The organism is Aerosakkonema sp. BLCC-F183, assembly GCF_041929145.1.
In the GTDB taxonomy this organism is placed as follows: Bacteria; Cyanobacteriota; Cyanobacteriia; order Cyanobacteriales; family Aerosakkonemataceae; genus Aerosakkonema.
The window spans coordinates 14,066-32,509 of sequence record NZ_JBHFNU010000090.1; the positions used below are offsets into that span (position 1 = coordinate 14,066).

General features: G+C 46.5%; 17 protein-coding genes. 10 read left to right on the plus strand and 7 right to left on the minus strand.

Annotated elements, in window-relative coordinates:
• Nucleotides 1-115 precede the first annotated feature (115 nt).
• Nucleotides 116-793 (minus strand): response regulator, encoded by a 678-nt coding sequence (locus ACE1CD_RS27420; RefSeq protein WP_374794043.1) that lies wholly within the window; start codon nucleotides 791-793, stop codon nucleotides 116-118.
• A gap of 331 nt (nucleotides 794-1,124) precedes the next feature.
• Between ACE1CD_RS27420 and ACE1CD_RS27425 the strand changes: the two genes are divergently transcribed.
• From ACE1CD_RS27425 to ACE1CD_RS27440, 4 genes are all read left to right on the plus strand, one after another.
• Nucleotides 1,125-1,727: a superoxide dismutase gene (locus ACE1CD_RS27425; protein WP_374826873.1), complete on the plus strand. Its 603-nt coding sequence runs from the start codon at nucleotides 1,125-1,127 to the stop codon at nucleotides 1,725-1,727.
• A 202-nt stretch (nucleotides 1,728-1,929) separates the two neighbouring features.
• On the plus strand, nucleotides 1,930-2,145 hold the full coding sequence (locus tag ACE1CD_RS27430) for a hypothetical protein (RefSeq protein WP_374794045.1): 216 nt from the start codon (nucleotides 1,930-1,932) through the stop codon (nucleotides 2,143-2,145).
• Between the two features lie 152 nt (nucleotides 2,146-2,297).
• Nucleotides 2,298-4,451: a polyphosphate kinase 1 gene (gene ppk1, locus ACE1CD_RS27435; RefSeq protein ID WP_374826874.1), complete on the plus strand. Its 2,154-nt coding sequence runs from the start codon at nucleotides 2,298-2,300 to the stop codon at nucleotides 4,449-4,451.
• Nucleotides 4,452-4,889: 438 nt separating this feature from the next.
• Nucleotides 4,890-5,294, plus strand: coding sequence for a response regulator transcription factor (locus ACE1CD_RS27440; RefSeq protein ID WP_374826875.1), 405 nt, complete (start codon nucleotides 4,890-4,892; stop codon nucleotides 5,292-5,294).
• 97 nt (nucleotides 5,295-5,391) lie between these two features.
• Here ACE1CD_RS27440 and ACE1CD_RS27445 read toward each other — a convergent pair whose 3' ends face one another.
• The 3 genes from ACE1CD_RS27445 to ACE1CD_RS27455 form a co-directional block, all read right to left on the minus strand.
• Entirely contained in the window at nucleotides 5,392-5,574 is a 183-nt protein-coding gene (locus ACE1CD_RS27445) for a hypothetical protein (RefSeq protein WP_374794061.1), read from the minus strand.
• Nucleotides 5,575-5,646: 72 nt separating this feature from the next.
• A complete protein-coding gene (locus tag ACE1CD_RS27450) occupies nucleotides 5,647-5,904 on the minus strand; it encodes a hypothetical protein (protein WP_374794048.1) in 258 nt (85 codons plus the stop codon).
• A gap of 85 nt (nucleotides 5,905-5,989) precedes the next feature.
• Nucleotides 5,990-6,256 carry a zinc ribbon domain-containing protein gene (locus ACE1CD_RS27455; RefSeq protein WP_374826876.1) on the minus strand — a complete coding sequence of 89 codons (267 nt, stop codon included), beginning with the start codon at nucleotides 6,254-6,256 and terminating at the stop codon, nucleotides 5,990-5,992.
• A gap of 192 nt (nucleotides 6,257-6,448) precedes the next feature.
• On the opposite strand from ACE1CD_RS27455, the gene ACE1CD_RS27460 reads away from it, so the two are divergent.
• Nucleotides 6,449-6,997 carry a DUF2854 domain-containing protein gene (locus ACE1CD_RS27460; protein ID WP_374794050.1) on the plus strand — a complete coding sequence of 183 codons (549 nt, stop codon included), beginning with the start codon at nucleotides 6,449-6,451 and terminating at the stop codon, nucleotides 6,995-6,997.
• Between the two features lie 143 nt (nucleotides 6,998-7,140).
• On the opposite strand, the gene ACE1CD_RS27465 is transcribed toward ACE1CD_RS27460, so the two are convergent.
• Nucleotides 7,141-7,398, minus strand: coding sequence for a chlororespiratory reduction protein 7 (locus tag ACE1CD_RS27465; protein ID WP_190475854.1), 258 nt, complete (start codon nucleotides 7,396-7,398; stop codon nucleotides 7,141-7,143).
• A 76-nt stretch (nucleotides 7,399-7,474) separates the two neighbouring features.
• Here ACE1CD_RS27465 and ACE1CD_RS27470 point away from each other — a divergent pair, with 76 nt between their 5' ends.
• The 5 genes from ACE1CD_RS27470 to ACE1CD_RS27490 all read left to right on the plus strand — a co-directional run bounded on the left by ACE1CD_RS27470 (nucleotide 7,475) and on the right by ACE1CD_RS27490 (nucleotide 17,118).
• Entirely contained in the window at nucleotides 7,475-7,936 is a 462-nt protein-coding gene (locus tag ACE1CD_RS27470) for a hypothetical protein (RefSeq protein ID WP_374826877.1), read from the plus strand.
• A 323-nt stretch (nucleotides 7,937-8,259) separates the two neighbouring features.
• Nucleotides 8,260-12,006 (plus strand): response regulator, encoded by a 3,747-nt coding sequence (locus ACE1CD_RS27475; protein WP_374826878.1) that lies wholly within the window; start codon nucleotides 8,260-8,262, stop codon nucleotides 12,004-12,006.
• Nucleotides 11,994-13,025, plus strand: coding sequence for a diguanylate cyclase domain-containing protein (locus ACE1CD_RS27480; RefSeq protein WP_374794053.1), 1,032 nt, complete (start codon nucleotides 11,994-11,996; stop codon nucleotides 13,023-13,025). Before ACE1CD_RS27475 ends, ACE1CD_RS27480 begins: the two co-directional genes overlap by 13 nt.
• 395 nt (nucleotides 13,026-13,420) lie before the next feature.
• Nucleotides 13,421-15,643, plus strand: a complete 2,223-nt coding sequence (locus tag ACE1CD_RS27485) for a glycogen debranching N-terminal domain-containing protein (RefSeq protein WP_374826893.1) — start codon at nucleotides 13,421-13,423, stop codon at nucleotides 15,641-15,643.
• A 452-nt stretch (nucleotides 15,644-16,095) separates the two neighbouring features.
• Nucleotides 16,096-17,118, plus strand: a complete 1,023-nt coding sequence (locus ACE1CD_RS27490) for a hypothetical protein (RefSeq protein WP_374826879.1) — start codon at nucleotides 16,096-16,098, stop codon at nucleotides 17,116-17,118.
• 237 nt (nucleotides 17,119-17,355) lie between these two features.
• On the opposite strand, the gene ACE1CD_RS27495 is transcribed toward ACE1CD_RS27490, so the two are convergent.
• Complete coding sequence (locus ACE1CD_RS27495) at nucleotides 17,356-17,655, minus strand: DUF2973 domain-containing protein (RefSeq protein ID WP_374794057.1); 300 nt, start codon at nucleotides 17,653-17,655, stop codon at nucleotides 17,356-17,358.
• A gap of 258 nt (nucleotides 17,656-17,913) precedes the next feature.
• Nucleotides 17,914-18,249 carry a DUF2605 domain-containing protein gene (locus ACE1CD_RS27500; RefSeq protein ID WP_374794058.1) on the minus strand — a complete coding sequence of 112 codons (336 nt, stop codon included), beginning with the start codon at nucleotides 18,247-18,249 and terminating at the stop codon, nucleotides 17,914-17,916.
• Between the last annotated feature and the right edge of the window lie 195 nt (nucleotides 18,250-18,444).

Genomic DNA, 18,444 nt, shown 5'->3' on the forward strand with positions numbered 1-18,444 from the left:
TTTATTTTGAATATACTCCACTTCAGACAAAACGACGGAAAGCGATCGTCATTTTTAATCATCAGCCATCAAACCCCGAAACATCAGTAAAGAAAAATCACCCATGACGATTTTCTCAAACCAGTCCCGATCGCAACGCCACCACAGCTGCCTGCACGCGGTCATCAACCGATAACTTATTCATAATCCCCCGCACATGAGTTTTCACAGTGTTAGGACTGAGGTATAATGCCTCCGCAATTTCCGGATTGCTGTAACCTTCTACCATTAATTTCAACACCTCTAACTCCCGCTGCGACAAATTCGCCACATTACCCGTAGGAGAAGGAGGTTTGAGATGGTCGATCACTTTGCGAGCGATCTGAGGGTCGAGATAAGTAGCACCCTCCGTAGCAGCTGCGATCGCCGCCAGCAGGCGATCCACACTCGCCCCCTTAATACAGTACGCATCCGCACCGCTAGAAAGAGCGGCAATAATTTCCGTTTCAGTCGTGTGGGAAGTCAGCATCACCACCCGCACACTGGGAAGTTCCTTCTTAATTCGCTGCGTCGCCGCAATACCATCCAATCGGGGCAAACCAATATCCATTACCACCAGATCCGGCTTGAGTTTTAAAGCCGCCTCCACTCCCAGATAACCATCTTCGGCTTGTCCCACAAGCTCGATCTGTGGATGAGCGGCTAAAGATTGCTCCAACCCCAGTTGCATCATGGGGTCATCTTCCACAATCAAAACCCGAAGCAGCGGGGAATCAGCAGGCAAATTTATCGGGGATGGTGTTTCAGGGGACATGATAGGGACTAGGTAAAGTCAAAAGTCAAAAGTCAAAAGTCAAAAAGGGCTTGGGGCTACGGTAAAGAGGGAGAGGCAAAAGGAAACCGAAAAAGAGAAAAATATTAATTCTGCTTTGGTCGCCCCGACGCGCCTCTGCTCCGTTGCTCTTCCTCAGAATAGTGTATTTCAAATCCTCGAATGCAAAGATGTTCGACTTTTGATATAAACTTCTATCATAAGTTAGGGGTTTACCAGTCTTGTAACTCGAACTGGTGAGCGGGAACCCGCCAGTTGAAGCTAGCTGTAGCATTAGCTCAATAACCAAAACATCGTAGAGAGGATCGAACCAATGGCATTTACACTTCCCGATCTGCCTTATGCTGCCAATGCCCTAGAGCCACATATGTCGGCGAACACTTTTTCGTTCCATCACGACAAGCACCACGCTGCTTACGTCAACAACCTCAACAACTTGATTAAGGATACGGAACTAGCCGATAAATCCCTTGAGGAAATTATCAAAGCAACCTTCAAAGACTCCTCCAAAGTCGGTGTGTTCAACAACGCCGCCCAAGTATGGAACCACACCTTCTTCTGGAATTCCATGAAACCGGGTGGTGGCGGCACCCCCAGCGGAGCCCTAGCTGACAAAATCAACGCTGACTTCGGCAGCTTCGACAAATTTAAGGAAGAATTCAAAAACGCTGCTGCTACCCAGTTTGGTAGCGGTTGGGCTTGGCTGCTGTTAGACAACGGCACCTTGAAAGTTAGCAAAACTCCCAACGCCGAAAACCCCCTAGCCCACGGACAAACTGCTCTGCTGACTTTGGATGTTTGGGAACACGCCTATTACCTGGATTACCAGAATAAGCGCCCCGACTTCATCGCTACCTTCCTCGACAACTTGGTTAACTGGGACTTCGCTGCCGAAAACTTGTCCAAAGCTGCTTAAACCTTTACTGGGATAGCCTTTGACCGATTAATGCACCCAGTAGTTACGCAAAGAAACCCGGTTTCTTTAAGAAACCGGGTTTGGAAGGATACACTTTGTACAACTCAAAACTGCTATAACAGCTGCGATCGCGATCGCGGCTGTCTTTCATTTGTTGTCGTTTTTTGCTACTAAATATGTCAAACTTGTCACAATTTAAACTATGGATAGCAAAGAACTAGCTCAATACGTCGAAGCAACAGACAGCATCTCAAAACCCTGGCTGCTGGTGCAACTCCGCCTCAAAAAACTCGAAGAGCGTCGCGGCACTCTTTCACCCCAAGACTACGCCAAAGAGTTGGCCGACATTCATCAAGACTTGATGAATTTGGGTGAATGGTGGGTCGGCATCGAAGATGAGGCATTCGGCACAGATTAAAACATAAATATTTTTTGGCACGATCGACTTTTTACAGCCACCGCTCTCGTCAGTTAGGACGTTGTTAATTCCACCAAACCCTTTATTCTAGCCCCGACGCCCGACGCCCGACGCCCTACCCTCTAGCCCCTACGCCCGACGCCCTAGAAATCATGGCTAAAACCAAAAAAACCACAACCGCCATCAACCTTAGCGATCCCCAATATTACTTCAGCCGGGAATTGAGCTGGTTAGAGTTTAATCACCGGGTTCTCCACGAAGCGATCGATCCCCGCACTCCCCTGCTAGAACGCCTCAAATTCATGGCGATTTTTAGCTCGAATTTAGATGAGTACTTCATGGTTCGCGTCGCCGGTCTCAAGCAACAAGTAGAAGCAAACGTAAGTCGCCCCACTCCGGACGGTCGGACGCCCAGCGAACAACTCGATCTGATCGGTCAGCGGCTGCGCCCCCTCGTTACCCAACAGCATCAACACTTCGAGCAAGAATTGCGACCCCAACTGGCTAAACGCGGAGTCCATCTCCTCGACTACATGGACTTGAATCAGGAACAACGCATTTACCTGCAAAATTATTTTGAAGAGCAAATTTTTCCCGTCCTGACTCCTCTTGCTGTCGATCCCGGTCATCCTTTTCCTTATATTTCCAATCTCAGTCTCAATCTTGCCGTGGTAGTTCAAGACCCGGACACCGGAGAGGAATTGTTTGCTCGCGTTAAAGTCCCAAAGATGTTGCCCCGCTTTTTACGATTGCCAGAAGAATTGCGGGATAGTACCGATATTTGGACGGTAGTTCCCCTGGAACAGGTAATTGCCCATAACTTGGCATCTTTGTTTCCCGGTATGAATATTCAGGAATGCCATCCGTTCCGAATTACTCGCCACGCCGACTTGACAGTAGAAGAAGACGAAGCCGAAGATTTGCTGTTAGCGATCGAACAAGAACTCCGCAAACGTCGCTTGGCAGGATCGGTAGTGCGTCTGGAAATTCAAGCCACTACTTCCGAGCCGGTACGCCAAACTTTAATGCAAGAATTATCTTTGAACCAGAACCAAGTCTATGAAGTAGAAGGTTTGCTGGGACTGGGGGATTTAATGGCATTTATGGAATTGCCCCTGCCAGAACTCAAAGATCCTGTCTGGACTCCGGTAGTACCCCCCCGCGTGCGCCGCATCGTCGAACCCGATGGCTCTCATTTCCAAAGGGATACGGAAGAAGGAGAAGATTTTTTCAGCGTCATTCGCGCCTCGGATTTGCTGCTACACCACCCCTATCACTCTTTTGCCGCTACCGTGCAGCGCTTTATCACCCAAGCCGCACACGACCCAAACGTTCTGGCGATTAAAATGACTCTCTACCGCACTTCTGGAGATTCACCCATCGTCAATGCTTTGATTGCAGCAGCAGAAAATGGCAAGCAGGTGGCGGTGCTGGTAGAACTCAAAGCTCGCTTTGATGAAGAAAACAATATCATCTGGGCACGCAAGCTGGAGCAAGCTGGAGTTCATGTCGTCTACGGTTTGGTCGGTTTGAAAACTCACACCAAAGTCGTACTGGTAGTACGTCGGGAAGACGATCGCATTCGCCGCTATGTCCATATAGGTACTGGTAACTATAACCCCAAGACTGCCCGTATTTATACCGATCTGGGCTTGCTAAGCTGCCGTGAAGAATTGGGAGCAGATCTGACGGATTTGTTTAATTATTTGACAGGTTACTCGCGACAGCGGTCTTACCGCAAGCTGATGGTAGCACCTGTAAACCTGCGCGAGCGGATGACTTCTCTGATTCTGCGAGAAGCGGAACATTGTCAAAAAGGTCATTCCGGTCGCATTGTTGTCAAGATGAATTCACTGGTCGATCCTAAGATTATTGCGGCTCTCTACGAAGCTTCCCGTGCTGGCGTTCAAATCGACGCGATCGTGCGAGGAGTATGCTGTCTGCGTCCCGGCTTACCAGACGTGAGCGAAAATATCCGCATCATCAGCATTGTCGGTCGCTTTTTGGAACACTCGCGCATCTATTATTTTCATAACGCAGGTCAAGAGGAAGTGTACATCGGCAGCGCCGATTGGATGACTCGCAACCTCGACCGCCGCGTAGAGGCGATCGTACCTGTAGAAGATGCCAATCTTGCCAAAGATTTACAAGAAATTTTGGGAATTATGCTCGCGGATAACCGCAAAGCTTGGGAATTACAGCCTGATGGCAGTTACATCCAACGCCGAAGCGCCGATAGCGCCAGCGAGCAAAATTCACAAACTATTTTGATGGAAATGGCGCTTTCTCCCGGTGGAACAGCATAAAGTTTAGCTACCAAGCTCTGCAATCTCAGAAACAGACGATATAAATAATTTTGGCACTCAAAACTCTCGAAGGGCGGGAATCCCGCTCTTCTTTTCTATTGCTCGATCGCCTCATACTCTTTGCCCTAATTACCAATTTCCAAGCGTTTCTAAACACCTGGGGCAACCTTATACCCGTGAATATACGTAGAAATAACGCGCTACTCTGCGCCCAGTCACAAATTAACCGCAATTACACTGAAAAAAATTGATTTTAAACATCAGTATTTTTATCTTAAGTCTTTTTTAAGAATTAAATCTTTATATAACATGGTAGAGAAGCTTGTCCAACAAGTAAAGAATTAATTGATTGATTCGCTCAAATGATAGATGAAGCAGACCGATAAGCAAACGTACACTGTAACCATATGTGACATTAGAAAAGCATCTGAGGTCGTAATGTTGTCCTGTTGTGAGAGTTCCAGTTTACGAGTCCTAGTGGTTGACGATCACGAACTCACTCGGCTGAGCTTGAAATTTGCGCTTTCCAGCCAAAAAAATATCGAGCTGGTTGGCTTGGCCTCTAACGGCCAAGAGGCGATTAGAATGGTGGAAAACCACCGCCCTGACGTGATCATTCTCGATTTGCAGATGCCAGTCATGGATGGCTGGAGCGCTTCTAGATATATCAAAAGTATGTATCCCCACGCGCAAATCATCGCTTACTCAGCCGTGGAGGAGCAACAAGCTGCCGCCACGAACCCAAAGCCAAGCGTTGATGCCTTTTGCAGCAAAGAAACGGCCACCCAGGAACTGATAGAGCTAGTCAAGGTATTGGGGAATCGGAATGGCAGTGGTACTTGATGGCGTTAGCGGTTGCCAAGTTTGACACTCCCCCGCATAAATCACGGGGGCTTTCCGCATCACGCCATACTTGGTTACCAGGCAGGGCTATGACTGGTTAACTTGCTTCCGCATCGGGAAAAGTGCGTTTAAATTCCTCGATCAAATCGTCCATTTCTTCCAGAGCTTGGTTGACATCTATTCTCAGAGTTCCCAAGTCTGGCTGTTCCAGAAGCCTTAACAAAGCTTCGCGCTTGCTTTCAATCAAGGAAATTCGTTCTTTAATTGTTTGTGGCTCCATCATTTTTTTTTTCGCTCGCTTACACCTCAAGTTTAAAAGAGAGCAGCAGTCAGTCGATCGCATCTCCCCTGTTTACCGCAAAAAAGGAGGCCGATCTGTATCCGTATGCTTGTTTTTGTTCGATTCGGCAATAAACCGCTTGAGAGCTTTTTCCCGATTTTTCATGAACGCCGCCCAAAACCCAGGTTGAAACTCATCCATAGTTTTGGCAAGCGCCCAAACATCTACCGCTAGGATATTATAAAGCGTTTCGTCCTCCCGCTTGAGCGAGTTGATCTGCTCTAGTAAGGTACGCTCTTGAGTGCCATTCTGATTTCCGTCTCCAGTCATGTTTAAGCCCACACTTTAAGAATTACGGCGATGAGTCAGGAACGTTGTTGTGGAGCAAACCATCTGGATGAGTGTTGACTCGGCTTTATTGACATAACGCTGCTCTTAAAATATTTTTATTGGTGTTGACATCCCGCTCTTCCACATACCCACAGTGAAAACATCTGTGAGCCCTCAAATCGCGGGACTGTTTCCGAATTTCACCAGAACTGGAACATTCCCGGAAAGTGTAATCAGGTGCCACAGCAATTACCGTTACACCAAAAATCTTTCCCACATACTCCAACCACTGACAAAATCTTAACTGGGCTGTATCGGAAATCGATTTAGCTAGGTGATGGTTTTTCACCATTTTCCCCACTTGCAGATCTTCTAAAGCTACCAAATCGGGTAGGGCCGAGGGGAGATCGTAAATTTACGATACGTCAACCACCTTAAATTTACTTGGCTAAATCTAAAACACCAAGCTGTAGAGGCAGGGGTTTGGGATTTCACCCAAACCCCCTTATTCTATAAGGATTGGTGATTTAACTACCCAACTAATATGTTACGTCAAACTTCGTTGGCAACATTGGGCTTAAGTCTGGGCAGCGTTCTAACTATAGTTGGATTTGCAGCTTACTTTGCCGATAATGCCACACTCAACCTCATCGGATTCTTTTACGGCTTTCCTCTCCTACTGGGAGGACTAGCGCTCAAGGCGAACGAACTCAAACCTATACCCTTTACTCAACCGACACCTCCGAACGTGCTGGAACTGCGAAAGGAGCAAGCGACCTTGACGCAAAACAAGCTTCGCAAAGATTTAACTCGCTACACCTACGGTCAGGATACCCATTTTGACAGACCTCTCGCTCAGCTGGGTCTGAGCCCTTCTGACGAAAAACGGCCAACGATCGTCGGACTGCGAGAAACTGAAGTAGACAGTGCTTACGCTTTGGTGCTGGAATTTGAGTCCCCCGACGTACCCCTCGAAGTTTGGCAAGAAAAGCACGCAAAAATGGAAAAATTCTTTGGCCCTGGCGTGCGAGTTGAGTTGACTCAAAAAGAAGCCTCACGCATCGATTTAACTCTGATAACCACACTCCAGTAGTCAAAAGTCAAAAGTCAAAAGTCAAAAGTCAAAAGTCAAAAGTTAAAAGTCAAAAGTCAAAATTCCTCTACCCTAACCCCTAACCCCTAACCCCTGACCCCTGACCCCTGACCCCTGACCCCTGACCCCTAACCCCGACGCCCTCACTTTTCCAAGCGCACGGCATACCACTGTAGGTACTGCCCTGGCCCAACATCCAGATCGCAGGATGTATCGAGCAAATACTGAGCTTGAGACTCCAGAGATGTAAATTTCTGCAAATCCCGTGGCAAATTATCCTGTCGCTGCGCCAAAATTTGCTTGAGCTTTTCTAACAATTCCGACGGCGTAAGGAATTGCTCTGGTTGGTTTGGTTCTAGGACGACAAAAGCATCCTGTTGGAACATCATCGGATCGGGCATCTTTGGTTCTTTATAACTTTATGAGGTTTGAACTGAGACAGATTCATTGCTTATGGTTAATTTTTCGCGCCAATAAATGAGCAATAAACTGCGAAAGAAGCAAGTAATGGTTTTGCTTGCTGGTATTGGTTTTGAAGCAGAAACAGTCGAAAAAGCCGATCGCGAAGCTAAAAATCGCTTTGGAATGCTCGCTTATATTTTAGCTGGAGTACAGCAGATCGGAGATTTAGAAAGGTTTGAATCAGAGATTGAAACTGATGACAAAATTATTACTGTAACCGCAGCTGCCGTGACCGTCGCCAATGTCGCACCTCCTACCTCGATGTTGGCCCAAGGGCCGACTGGCTTGATTCCGGATGATGGTTTGCTGGATGTGACTGTAGTAGCGCCGATGAATATAGCTGGAGCGCTCGCTGCTTCCGATCACCTGCTTCAAACAGCTCTTAGCGGCAACGCAGCTCAACGCGACGACATCGGTTATCTGCGGACAAGAAAAGTTAAAATCAACACCCTCCCTCTTATCCCCTCAATCGATTAGCTAAATTTATCCTTCTTAAGGTAGAGGTAAATTTTACAAATATACCCAACACCCAATTTTAACATAGAGAAGAAACTCCGGCAAACAAATATAAAACTGATAATTGCAATTTATTTCCTGACTGTTTTCGAGAATAGTAGATTTTAACTGTGACTGCAATCCCATATATGACATTTTTATTGCTGAATTGCAATAGACTAATACCTAATAGCATTATTGGCTATTAGCGAGGCGGTATCGGTAACTGGCCATCCCAAATCACACTTTAAAAATGACTGCTGCGGCAACCACTAGGGAAGTTTGAATCAAGGAAGTTTTAATTGATGCCTATAAAACTTGCGCTCGGCACGATTATCTTTATTGCCACTTGCTACTTTATGATTGCATTTATAATTATTAAGCAACTGGTTATGGGGCAGCATATATTATGGAATCGGCTGTTAGCAGCAGGCTCCGCAATCTTTTTTACTTGCACATTTACATACTCAGGCTATGTCCTGGCAACTGCCGTTGGCGGCGAACAGCAGATGGTCTCCACAGCATTCATATTGCAAGTAGGATTTGACTTTTTGATTACCCTAGCGGCTGGGATTTCGATCGCTTGGGTTTATCGCACATCGCGCCAAAGCATTGCGGATGGGACTGCGACTACTGTAGCCGATCGCCAGCGAATTTTCCGCTGGTGGGGCGGTGATATTTTTCAGCCGCCCCACCAGCCTCAACGTGCAGAGCGAGTACTGCGAGAGAGCGAAGCGTCAATTCGAGCGCTTTATGAAGTGACGGCATCGCAAGAAATGGATTTTCAGCAGCGTCTGAAAAGGATGCTAGAAATTGGCTCTCAGCGGTTGACCCTAGATTTTGGCATCTTGGCTTATATAGAAGGAGATCGCTATGAAGTAGTTGCAGCAGAAACGCCCGATAATAGCATCCGTAGCGGAGATGTGTTCGATTTGCAGCAAACTTACTGCCGCGAAACCTTGCAATCCGAAGAACCCATTGGCATTGACGCCAGCAATTGCGAATGGCGGCATCATCCAGGCTACGCAGCGTTTCAAATGGAAGCTTATCTGGGTACCAGAATAGTTGTAGCGGGCCAAGTCTACGGTGTGCTGTGTTTCTGTAGCCGCAGCCCGCGATGCACGCTGTTCCAATCTGTGGACAAAGAATTTTTGAAGTTAATGGGGCAGTGGATCGGCAGCGAGATCGATCGCGCTAAAGCTTACTCGGCTTTAGAACAACAACTGGAACGCAGTCTTCTTTTAGCACAAATTACGCAAGAAATTCGTGCCTGTTATAACACAACACAAATTATTCAAACCACGGCCAAACTGCTAGGTAATGCCTTCAAAGTCAACCAATGCGTCATTCATACCTATATTGCCACTCCTACCGCCCAGCTTACCGTAGTAGCTGAGTATTCAGAACCTGGATACGAATCGATTATAAATTTAGAAATCCCCGTAAATGCTAATCCCTACGCACAGCATATACTGGCTAGCGATCGGGCGATACCTTCTCCTAATGTTTACATCGATCCGCTCTTAGAACCCGTGATAGAACTCTGTCGTAAAATGAATCTCAGATCGCTTTTAGGGATTCGTACCTCCTATCAGGGGGAAGCTAACGGGGTCATTGGTTTGCATCAGTGCGATCGCTTCCGTCAGTGGACTAAAGACGAAATTGAATTGTTGGAAGCTGTCGCCGCTCAAGTCGGGATCGCCTTGGCGCAAAGCCACCTCCTAGAGCAAGAAATGCGCCAACGCGAGGAATTAATCGCCAAAAACTTCGCTCTCGAACAAGCTAAAAAGTCCGCAGAAGCTGCCAACCGCGCCAAGAGTGAATTCCTGGCCACTATGAGCCACGAGATTCGGACTCCCATGAATGCGGTTATCGGTATGACAGGTTTGTTGCTGGATACGCAATTAACGCCTCAACAGCAAGACTTTGTGGAAACTATCCGCAGTAGTGGCGAAGCGTTGCTCGCTATTATTAACGACATCCTCGATTTTTCTAAAATTGAGGCGGGTAAGCTGGAGTTGGAAAAAACGCCTTTTGTTTTGCGTAGTTGTATTGAAGAATGCCTCGACTTGGTAGCGCGTCAAGCAACTGAAAAAGGACTGGAATTAGCTTATCTGATTGAGCCCTCTGTGCCTGTAACTTTAGTAGGGGATATCACCAGAGTACGCCAAATTTTAGTAAATTTGCTCAGTAACGCCGTCAAATTCACTGCGAATGGGGAAATATTGGTGTCGGTGTCTGCCCGCCCCCTGAAGAGCGAAACAGAGTCGGAGGAAAATTTTTTAACTCAAAACTCAAAAACCGAAGTTAATCACTCCCCTACTCCATCAAAATACGCGATTCGTTTTGCAGTCCAAGATACTGGCATTGGTATTCCTTCAAATCGGATCGATCGCCTATTTAAAGCTTTCAGTCAGGTTGACGCTTCTACTACCAGACAATTTGGCGGTACGGGATTGGGCTTAGCGATCAGCCAAAAGTTAGCAGAAATGATGGGTGGGCGGCTGTGGTTTGAAACAGAAGAGGGAGAAGGCTCTACGTTCTATTTTGCGATAGTTGCTGAAGTTGCTCTCAACAGCAGTCCCGACAACCTTGCCAGCGTCACGACAACTTTGGGCGAGCTTCGCTCTCATTTAGCAGGAAAGCGACTGCTCATAGTTGATGATAATGCCACCAATCGCAAAATTTTACTTTTACAAGCTCAGTCTTGGGGAATGTTAGCTCAGGCGGCTGCATCTGGTAGCGAAGCATTGGAATGGCTGCTTCAGAAAAAGGAATTTGACTTGGCAATTTTGGATATGCAGATGCCGCAGATGGATGGTCTTACCCTCGCCACTTGCATTCGTAAAATCCCAGAGTACCGTCAATTGCCTTTAGTGATGCTAACTTCACTGGGACGACAGCAAAGGGATTTCCAGAACAGCAATGCAGATTTTGCCGCTTTCGTGAACAAGCCGATTAAACAATCTCAACTTTACGATATTTTGGTTGATATCTTTTCCGTTCGTTCGTCTTTTATCAAAAATAATTTTTCATCGTTAAAAGACAGAGAACAAATGACTTTCGAGACAGGGCAAACATTGCCCAAACTCGCTGAATCGCTACCGCTGCGAATTCTGTTAGCGGAGGACAATGTGGTAAACCAGAAGGTAGCTCTACAAATCTTACAGCGCCTGGGGTATCGGGCGGATGTGGCGGCGAATGGCTTGGAAGTGCTGGATGCCCTGCATCGGCAATCCTACGACGTGGTGTTAATGGATGTGCAAATGCCAGAAATGGACGGACTGGAAGCCACTCGTTGCATTTGCCAGAAATGGGGAATGGAGAGAGAAAAGCAGAAGAGAGAAGAGGAGGAAGGAAAGGGGAAATCTATTCCATCCCATTTAAAATCTAAAATTCAAAATCTCAAGTCGAGTAGACCTTGGATTATTGCGATGACGGCTAATGCTATGCAGGGCGATCGCGATATTTGTCTGCAAGCGGGGATGGACGACTATATCAGTAAACCAGTCCGGCTGGAAGAATTGCTCTTGGCATTGGAGAGGTGTCAGCAGCACAATTCCACCTGTGGGATTTTCGATCGCGCATCGGAGTTTAAGGATAATTACCAGCAGACCATCCCATCCGAGGCGCGACCCCACGATCGAAAAACTCAAATCCCACGTCCGCAATCGATCGATCCTCTCGCTTTGCAAGCAATCCGCGATATGGCAGGCAAAGAAGCTGCTGGCGAACTTCTGGAGGAAGTAATTGATTGTTTCCTAGAAGATGTCCCCCAATTGTTGCAAGCGATCCAAACTGCTGTTGAAATCGGCGATTGGCGGACGCTCATCCGGGCGGCTCATACCCTAAAATCAACCAGTGCTACTTTGGGTGCAGCTACTCTTGCCGAATTAAGCAGACAATTGGAAGCACTCGGTCAAAATGGCAATCTCGAACAGGCGTCGGCAATTGCCTTGCCCGCACGAACTGGCAATCAGTCTCTCATTAATCTCGAATATGAAGCCGTTAAGGCCGCTTTGCAAATAGAACGCCAAAAATGTCAACCATGAACACAGGAGTTTGTCAACCAGAACCACCTTCGATCCTGATCGTGGATGACGAAAAAATGATGCGAATTCTACTCCGGCGTGCGCTGGAAAAAGAAGGATATCGGGTTGTAGAAGCTTGTGACGGTCAGGAAGCGATCGATATTTACCAACGCATCAAGCCGGATCTGGTGCTATTAGATGCGGTCATGCCAATCCTGGATGGCTTTGCCTGCTGTGCAAAATTGCAATCTTTAAATGAAGATGATGCCAAACAGACGCTGCTTTACGGTAATCCAGAAGGTCAACACAATTCTCTATGGCAAATGCGATCGGGTCGCACGCCGGTCTTAATTGTGACCGGTTTGGAGGATGCGGCATCTGTCGATCGAGCTTTTGAAGTGGGTGCTACTGATTATGTGACTAAGCCAATCCACTGGGCTGTACTGCGCCAGCGGGTGCGTCGTTTAATCGAACAAGCTCAACTTTACAAACAGCTGGAAGCAGCTAATCAGGAGTTACAGAGGATTGCCTGTTTGGATGGTCTGACTCAAGTCGCCAATCGTCGCGGTTTTGATGAAACTCTCGAACGCGAATGGCGACGAATGGCACGCGAGCAAGCTCCCCTATCCTTGATTCTGTGCGATGTAGATTTTTTCAAAGCCTTTAATGACCGTTTCGGTCATTTAGCTGGAGATATATGTTTGCAACAGGTTGCTCATGCTATTCGCGACGCTACGAAACGTCCCGCCGATCTAGTGGCGCGTTATGGAGGTGAAGAATTTGCCGTGATTTTGCCCAATAGCCCCAATAATGGTGCAATTCACGTAGCTCAGCAGATCCAAGCTAACATAGCAGCGTTGAAAATCAGCCATCCCCAATCTGGGGTAAGCCAGTACGTCACTGCTAGTTTGGGTCTTGCCTGTATTGTTCCGCCTCCTAATTCCCAGCCGAGAATACTGATTGATGCTGCTGATAAGGCGCTCTACGAAGCAAAAGCTAGCGGACGCGATCGCTTTATCCTTAACGCATGGGAATCCTAGCACATCTTCACAGAAATTTGAGGTGTTTCAGAATTTTTACGCTCATCTATACCATGAATGTTTGAGCATATTTAATATTATGTCCGGTTGCATCGGTAGTATATGACTGATGCTTAAGATTATCTGTGGGAGATCGGGAGTTCAATTTTTACCGCAGATGAATACAGATAAACGTTGTTTTTATAAGAAAATTTTTATTTCTTTTCTCCTCTGCCGTAAGTAGAATAACCAGGGAAGATCTGTTTTTGATTAGGTGATTTGCAGTCGCTCAGAGAGCGACAAGCCAACTTTTCCGACTGAGAGGGGCAGGATATTAACCTGGGGGGATGTCAATCGAAAATCGAAAATCTAAAATCTAAAATCAATAACGTACACTGGAGCGAAAATTGATTGGAATGTTGCCGGATATTGTTGAGCTAGACGATAAAATTTTTGTCCCCGCAGATCGAGAGCCAATTCCAGAATGGCCTTGCGTTCTGAATGAAGAACCCCAGCCAACGCTCACTATCAAAGACCACGATATGTTTTTGGTGACCGATACGCTGGGTAACATCGCTTGCAGTTTAAGAGACGATGTAGACACCAGTATGGGTCTATTCTGCAAAGACACCCGGTTTTTGAGTCGCCTGGAGTTGCAAATAGAAGGTCGAGCCCCAGTTTTGCTCAACAGCACAGCCGATAAAGGTTTTGTGCTGTCGGTTTTGTGTACCAATCCTAGAATCGAAAATCTTCTCGCACCCGATACGTTGGGAATTCGGCGCGAACTTCTTCTCAATGGCGCTCTTTTTTCAGAAATAGAAGTCACTAATTACAGCACCAACACCGTTAGCTTTGAACTGAGCATTAGCTTTGATGCCGATTTCGTAGATTTATTTGAAGTGCGAGGTTTCGGGAGAGAAAAACGCGGGCAACTTCTGCGATCGATCCGAGATGGAAAACCAGCCGAACAAGAAACTGGCGAGCTGACCTTAGCATACCAAGGTTTGGATGGTTCGATTATGGAATCTCGCATCCAGTTCAACCATCGCCAGCCAGATTTTTTCAAAGGTTACACTGCTATTTGGCGTCTGGAGTTGCCATCTCACCAAAGCGAAACCATCGGATATCGGCTTCAGATGTTTACCAATAACCAACCGATATCTACAATACAGGCTCCCGTTACGCTAGGCCAAGCCAAGGCGGCTGAGTTAGTGGAGGAGCAAAGTTGGATGCAACAAAGTACGCGGATTCGCTCGGACAAAGCTATTTTTAATCAGGCGATCGAACGAGCTGAAAAAGATGTTTATTTGCTGCGCCAATCGTTCGATAAAGGTACGGTGCTTTCTGCTGGAGTGCCTTGGTTTTCTACTTTGTTCGGTCGCGATTCTATCATAGCGGCGTCTCAAATTTTAATGTACAACTCGTCGATCGCACGGGAAACTCTGATGATTCTTGCCGAATACCAAGGCAAAATAAATGATGAGTGGCGCGACGAGGAACCGGGTAAAATTTTACACGAGATCCGCTTTGGGGAAATGGCTCGCTGCGGTGAAGTTCCCCATACACCGTACTACGGTACTGTGGACGCGACACCTTTGTGGTTGATGCTTTATGCAGAGTACTATGCTTGGACTGCGGACAGCGAAACCTTAGACCGTTTGTGGCCAAACGCTTTGGCGGCGATGGATTGGATCGATCGCAATTGTCAGGAAACCGGTTATCTCAGGTATGCTTGTCGATCGTCGCGAGGTTTGGTAAACCAAGGTTGGAAAGATTCCGGCGACTGTATTGTCGATCGTAAAGGTCAGCTGGCAAAACCGCCGATCGCTCTTTGCGAAGTCCAAGCTTACGTCTACGCCGCGAAGGTGCGTTTGGCGGAAATTGCCAGAATAAAGAAGCACATCGATTTGTCCGAGCGCTGGCTAGAGGAAGCAAATGATTTAAAAACCCGCTTTAATCGCGATTTTTGGCTGGAAGATGAGGGTTTTTGCGCTTTAGCTCTCGATGGCGACGGCAATCAAGTAGATAGCATTACTTCCAATCCCGGTCACTGTCTCAATCTCGGCATTCTTACCCCGGAAAAAGCTTATAGTGTAGCAGAACGACTGGCAGCGCCAGATATGTTCAACGGTTGGGGTATTCGCACCTTGAGCAGTTTGTCACCCGCCTACAATCCTATGGGCTATCATATCGGTTCTGTTTGGCCGCACGATAATTCGCTGATTGCAATGGGGTTACGCAGTCTCGGTTCGATCGATCGAGCGTTGGAACTTTGCCAGGGATTGATCGATATGACCCTGCATCAACCCTATCAACGTCCCCCAGAATTATTCTGCGGCTACGAACGTAACGGCGACAATACTCCCATACGCTATCCTGTCGCTTGTTCGCCCCAAGCTTGGGCAACTGGCAGCATTTTTCAGTTGTTGCAAATGACGATCAATTTGGTGCCGGATGCGCCGAATAATTATTTGCGAATTATCGATCCGGCGCTTCCGGAGTCGATCGAATCTCTATCGTTGCACAATTTGCGAGTAGGCGGAACTTTGCTCGATTTGGAATTCGAGCGAACTGGAAATACAACTTCCTGCCGAGTCGCTAAAAAGCGCGGTAATTTGCGCGTAGTCATCGAAGCTTAAGCTTGTAGGGTGGGCATTGCCCACCTTACTTTTTCAGCTTGTAGCTTGGGTTTCTTGGTTAATGATAACAACTACAAGGATAATGTCGGCACGCTGATTGTCGATTGGTCAGCTAACTTAATCTAAATGGCTAGTTAGAGAGTCGGTAAGTAGTCGGACAAAAGTAAACGATACTGTGTTAACTTTTGTAAAACTTCTGCGATCGTTGCCAGCAGCCTGATTGAGCATCTTTCTAAAACTTAAGACAGTTAACATTATTTATGTCCGACTACTTATTTCGATCCGACTACTTAATTTCCTCCGAAAGTATCAAATTTAAATTCTAAAATTGTCCCTCAGCTCCTCTTCATTTTTTGGATTAAAATTTTTCTTACTTAACTTGACAATCCAAATTTTTGGCTCATATAATTGACCGAAGTGTAAAAATAAATACTTCATAAAAGGTGAATGTAATGCCAGCAGCAAAAATAAAACCAGGCAAGATTGTAATCAACCATGACGAATGGACTTTATCTGACACCGGATTTCAAAATTCTCCTGATGCGGAGATTTTTGTAAAAAATGTTGCTAATTGGTTTAGTGGCGGTCGTCCCGGCAAGTTCCACGCCTACTCAAGTAACTTTGGTGTGAGCCAAACTAAATTGAAAGAGGCAATAACTAAAGCAGGTCATACCTGGACTGTGGATGTTAACAATAAATTCGATTTGGGGACTTTGTTAACCTTTGATGGCGTATTTGTCGGTGGGGAGGCCAAGGATAACAAAGTGTTGACCGATTATGTCAAAGCCGGAGGTAACGTTTACCTCATGGGTGGTACGGGAGTCGTGGGTAGCGCTCAAGCTGAAAGCAATACTTGGAAGGCTTTTCTGAATGCTTTTGGTTTTGAATTGGCTGCACAATACAATGGTGTCAGTGGCAATCAGGCAATTAATAACGCCCATCCAATTTTTGCCGGAGTTAAATCTCTCTATCACAATAATGGGCAATCAATTATCAATAGCGCTACTAATTCAAAAGACAATCAAATTCTGGTCAGTCATACCTCCGGCGGGTTGTTTGCAGTATTTGACCCGACGACTGGAGAGTTTGAAGTGCCAACCAACTCCGACGCAGGCGTTGAATTTACTAACAGCCAAACGAAAGATATCTCGTATAAATTCACACCATCCGGTACTTGGAAACCAAAAGCCGATATTCCAGATTGTACCGCCGCTGGATTGAAGGGTTTCCCACCGGAAATTCAGACACCTCTGAATGAGGGCTTGAAAGCATTTGAGCAGTACCTCAAATATCCCAAAAACACGACATTTGCACTGCTGGCAGTGAACAAAACAACTGGTGCTGTAACTGAAGTGGGTCAAGAAACGACTATTGTTCTCAAAGCAAATGAAACTTTGACTTTCTTGGTCAATGATTTTACACCCAATTATGGCGATAATACTGGCATTTTAACGGTCAAGTTCTCTGCCATTTGAACGAAATGAAGAGGCGGCGAGCGGCTGTTGGTGCCTTCTTTAAGAGTTAAGGCAACGAAGCTGATGCTGGGTTAAGGCAGGGCAACTCAATTATGGGTTAAAAGTAGGGGCGGGTTTGGCCATTATTCTGCTCTGGAAACCATAAATTATCTGCCAAACCCGCCCCCGTCACAGCGAAGCTTTGACGATGGGAGTATGTCAATCACAAACCAGCGCCAGATGTGTTCCTACAGGCAGTTAGCCATTCGCTTCGGGAGGATTTTCGTAAAGCGATTCTAATTTTTGACGAGCATCTTCTACGCCGATCGATCGCATTACCAAAAGCGGTTCGTCAATGACGTTGCCAGCTTCATCCAAAAATTCTGGATGCGGCACCTGCTTAACTCGGCGAGAATAGGGGCGGGAAGTCGATCGATCGCTTGCAGACCAATTGCTGTAATTGTAATCCGCACTTATACTCATCAAACTGCGGATCAGATTGCCTACAGCTAAAAAGGCAAGAATAGTAAAAGCCAAAATGTAAAGCAGGTGCAACATCACATTTTCCTCCAAGTCAAACAGTCTATAAAAAAGTCAAAAATCAAAAGTCAAAAAGGCAATAGGAACTTGGCACTAGGGGCTGGGGCTTAAATGAGCGGATTTAACGAGACATAATTTTTTCTTTTTCCACTTTTGAAAACATGGGCTGGAAAGTTTTTGAGGCACGGTCAAAAATTTTTAGGGAAACAAGCGCGTTTTATGATATATTTACAAGGCTTCTGCAAGTGCAGAATCGGAGCTATTTTTATTTTGCGTCTACTCGTCTTGTTTTTGTTTGGCAGACTGCTCCATCCGAAAACGCATCCCAACCTGCCAACATTCCATAAGCAAGCGGTGCCAGGGCATTAGCGTTGCCGTTTCGACGCCTGCTTGACAGCCGGTTGCTTCGTAAAGCAGATGGACTGTACTTACCTCACTTTGAGCGTGTTTCACCCGTTCCAATAGCTCAGATTGCTGCTTTCGACTTAAGAAAGTAATTTCTTCTGTTTCCAGCAGCTCGCGCGATCGCCCAAACCAATATTGAAAGTCTTCTAACAAAGGTTGCAGAAGGGTTTTGAGCAATTCAGGCTCAGGCAGGTTGGAGTTAAGCATGAATTATTTACAGATTACTAACCTATCTAAATATTAACCTTAATGCAATTTACAATTGTTTACAATGCTTTAATCAAGGCTAGGGGCAGGGGAGTGGGGGAGTGGGGGAGTGGGGGAGTGGGGGAGCGGGGGGGCGGGGGGCGGAAGAATTAATATTTTCCCTCTCCCTTTTCCCTGTCCCTCTTCGTTTTGACT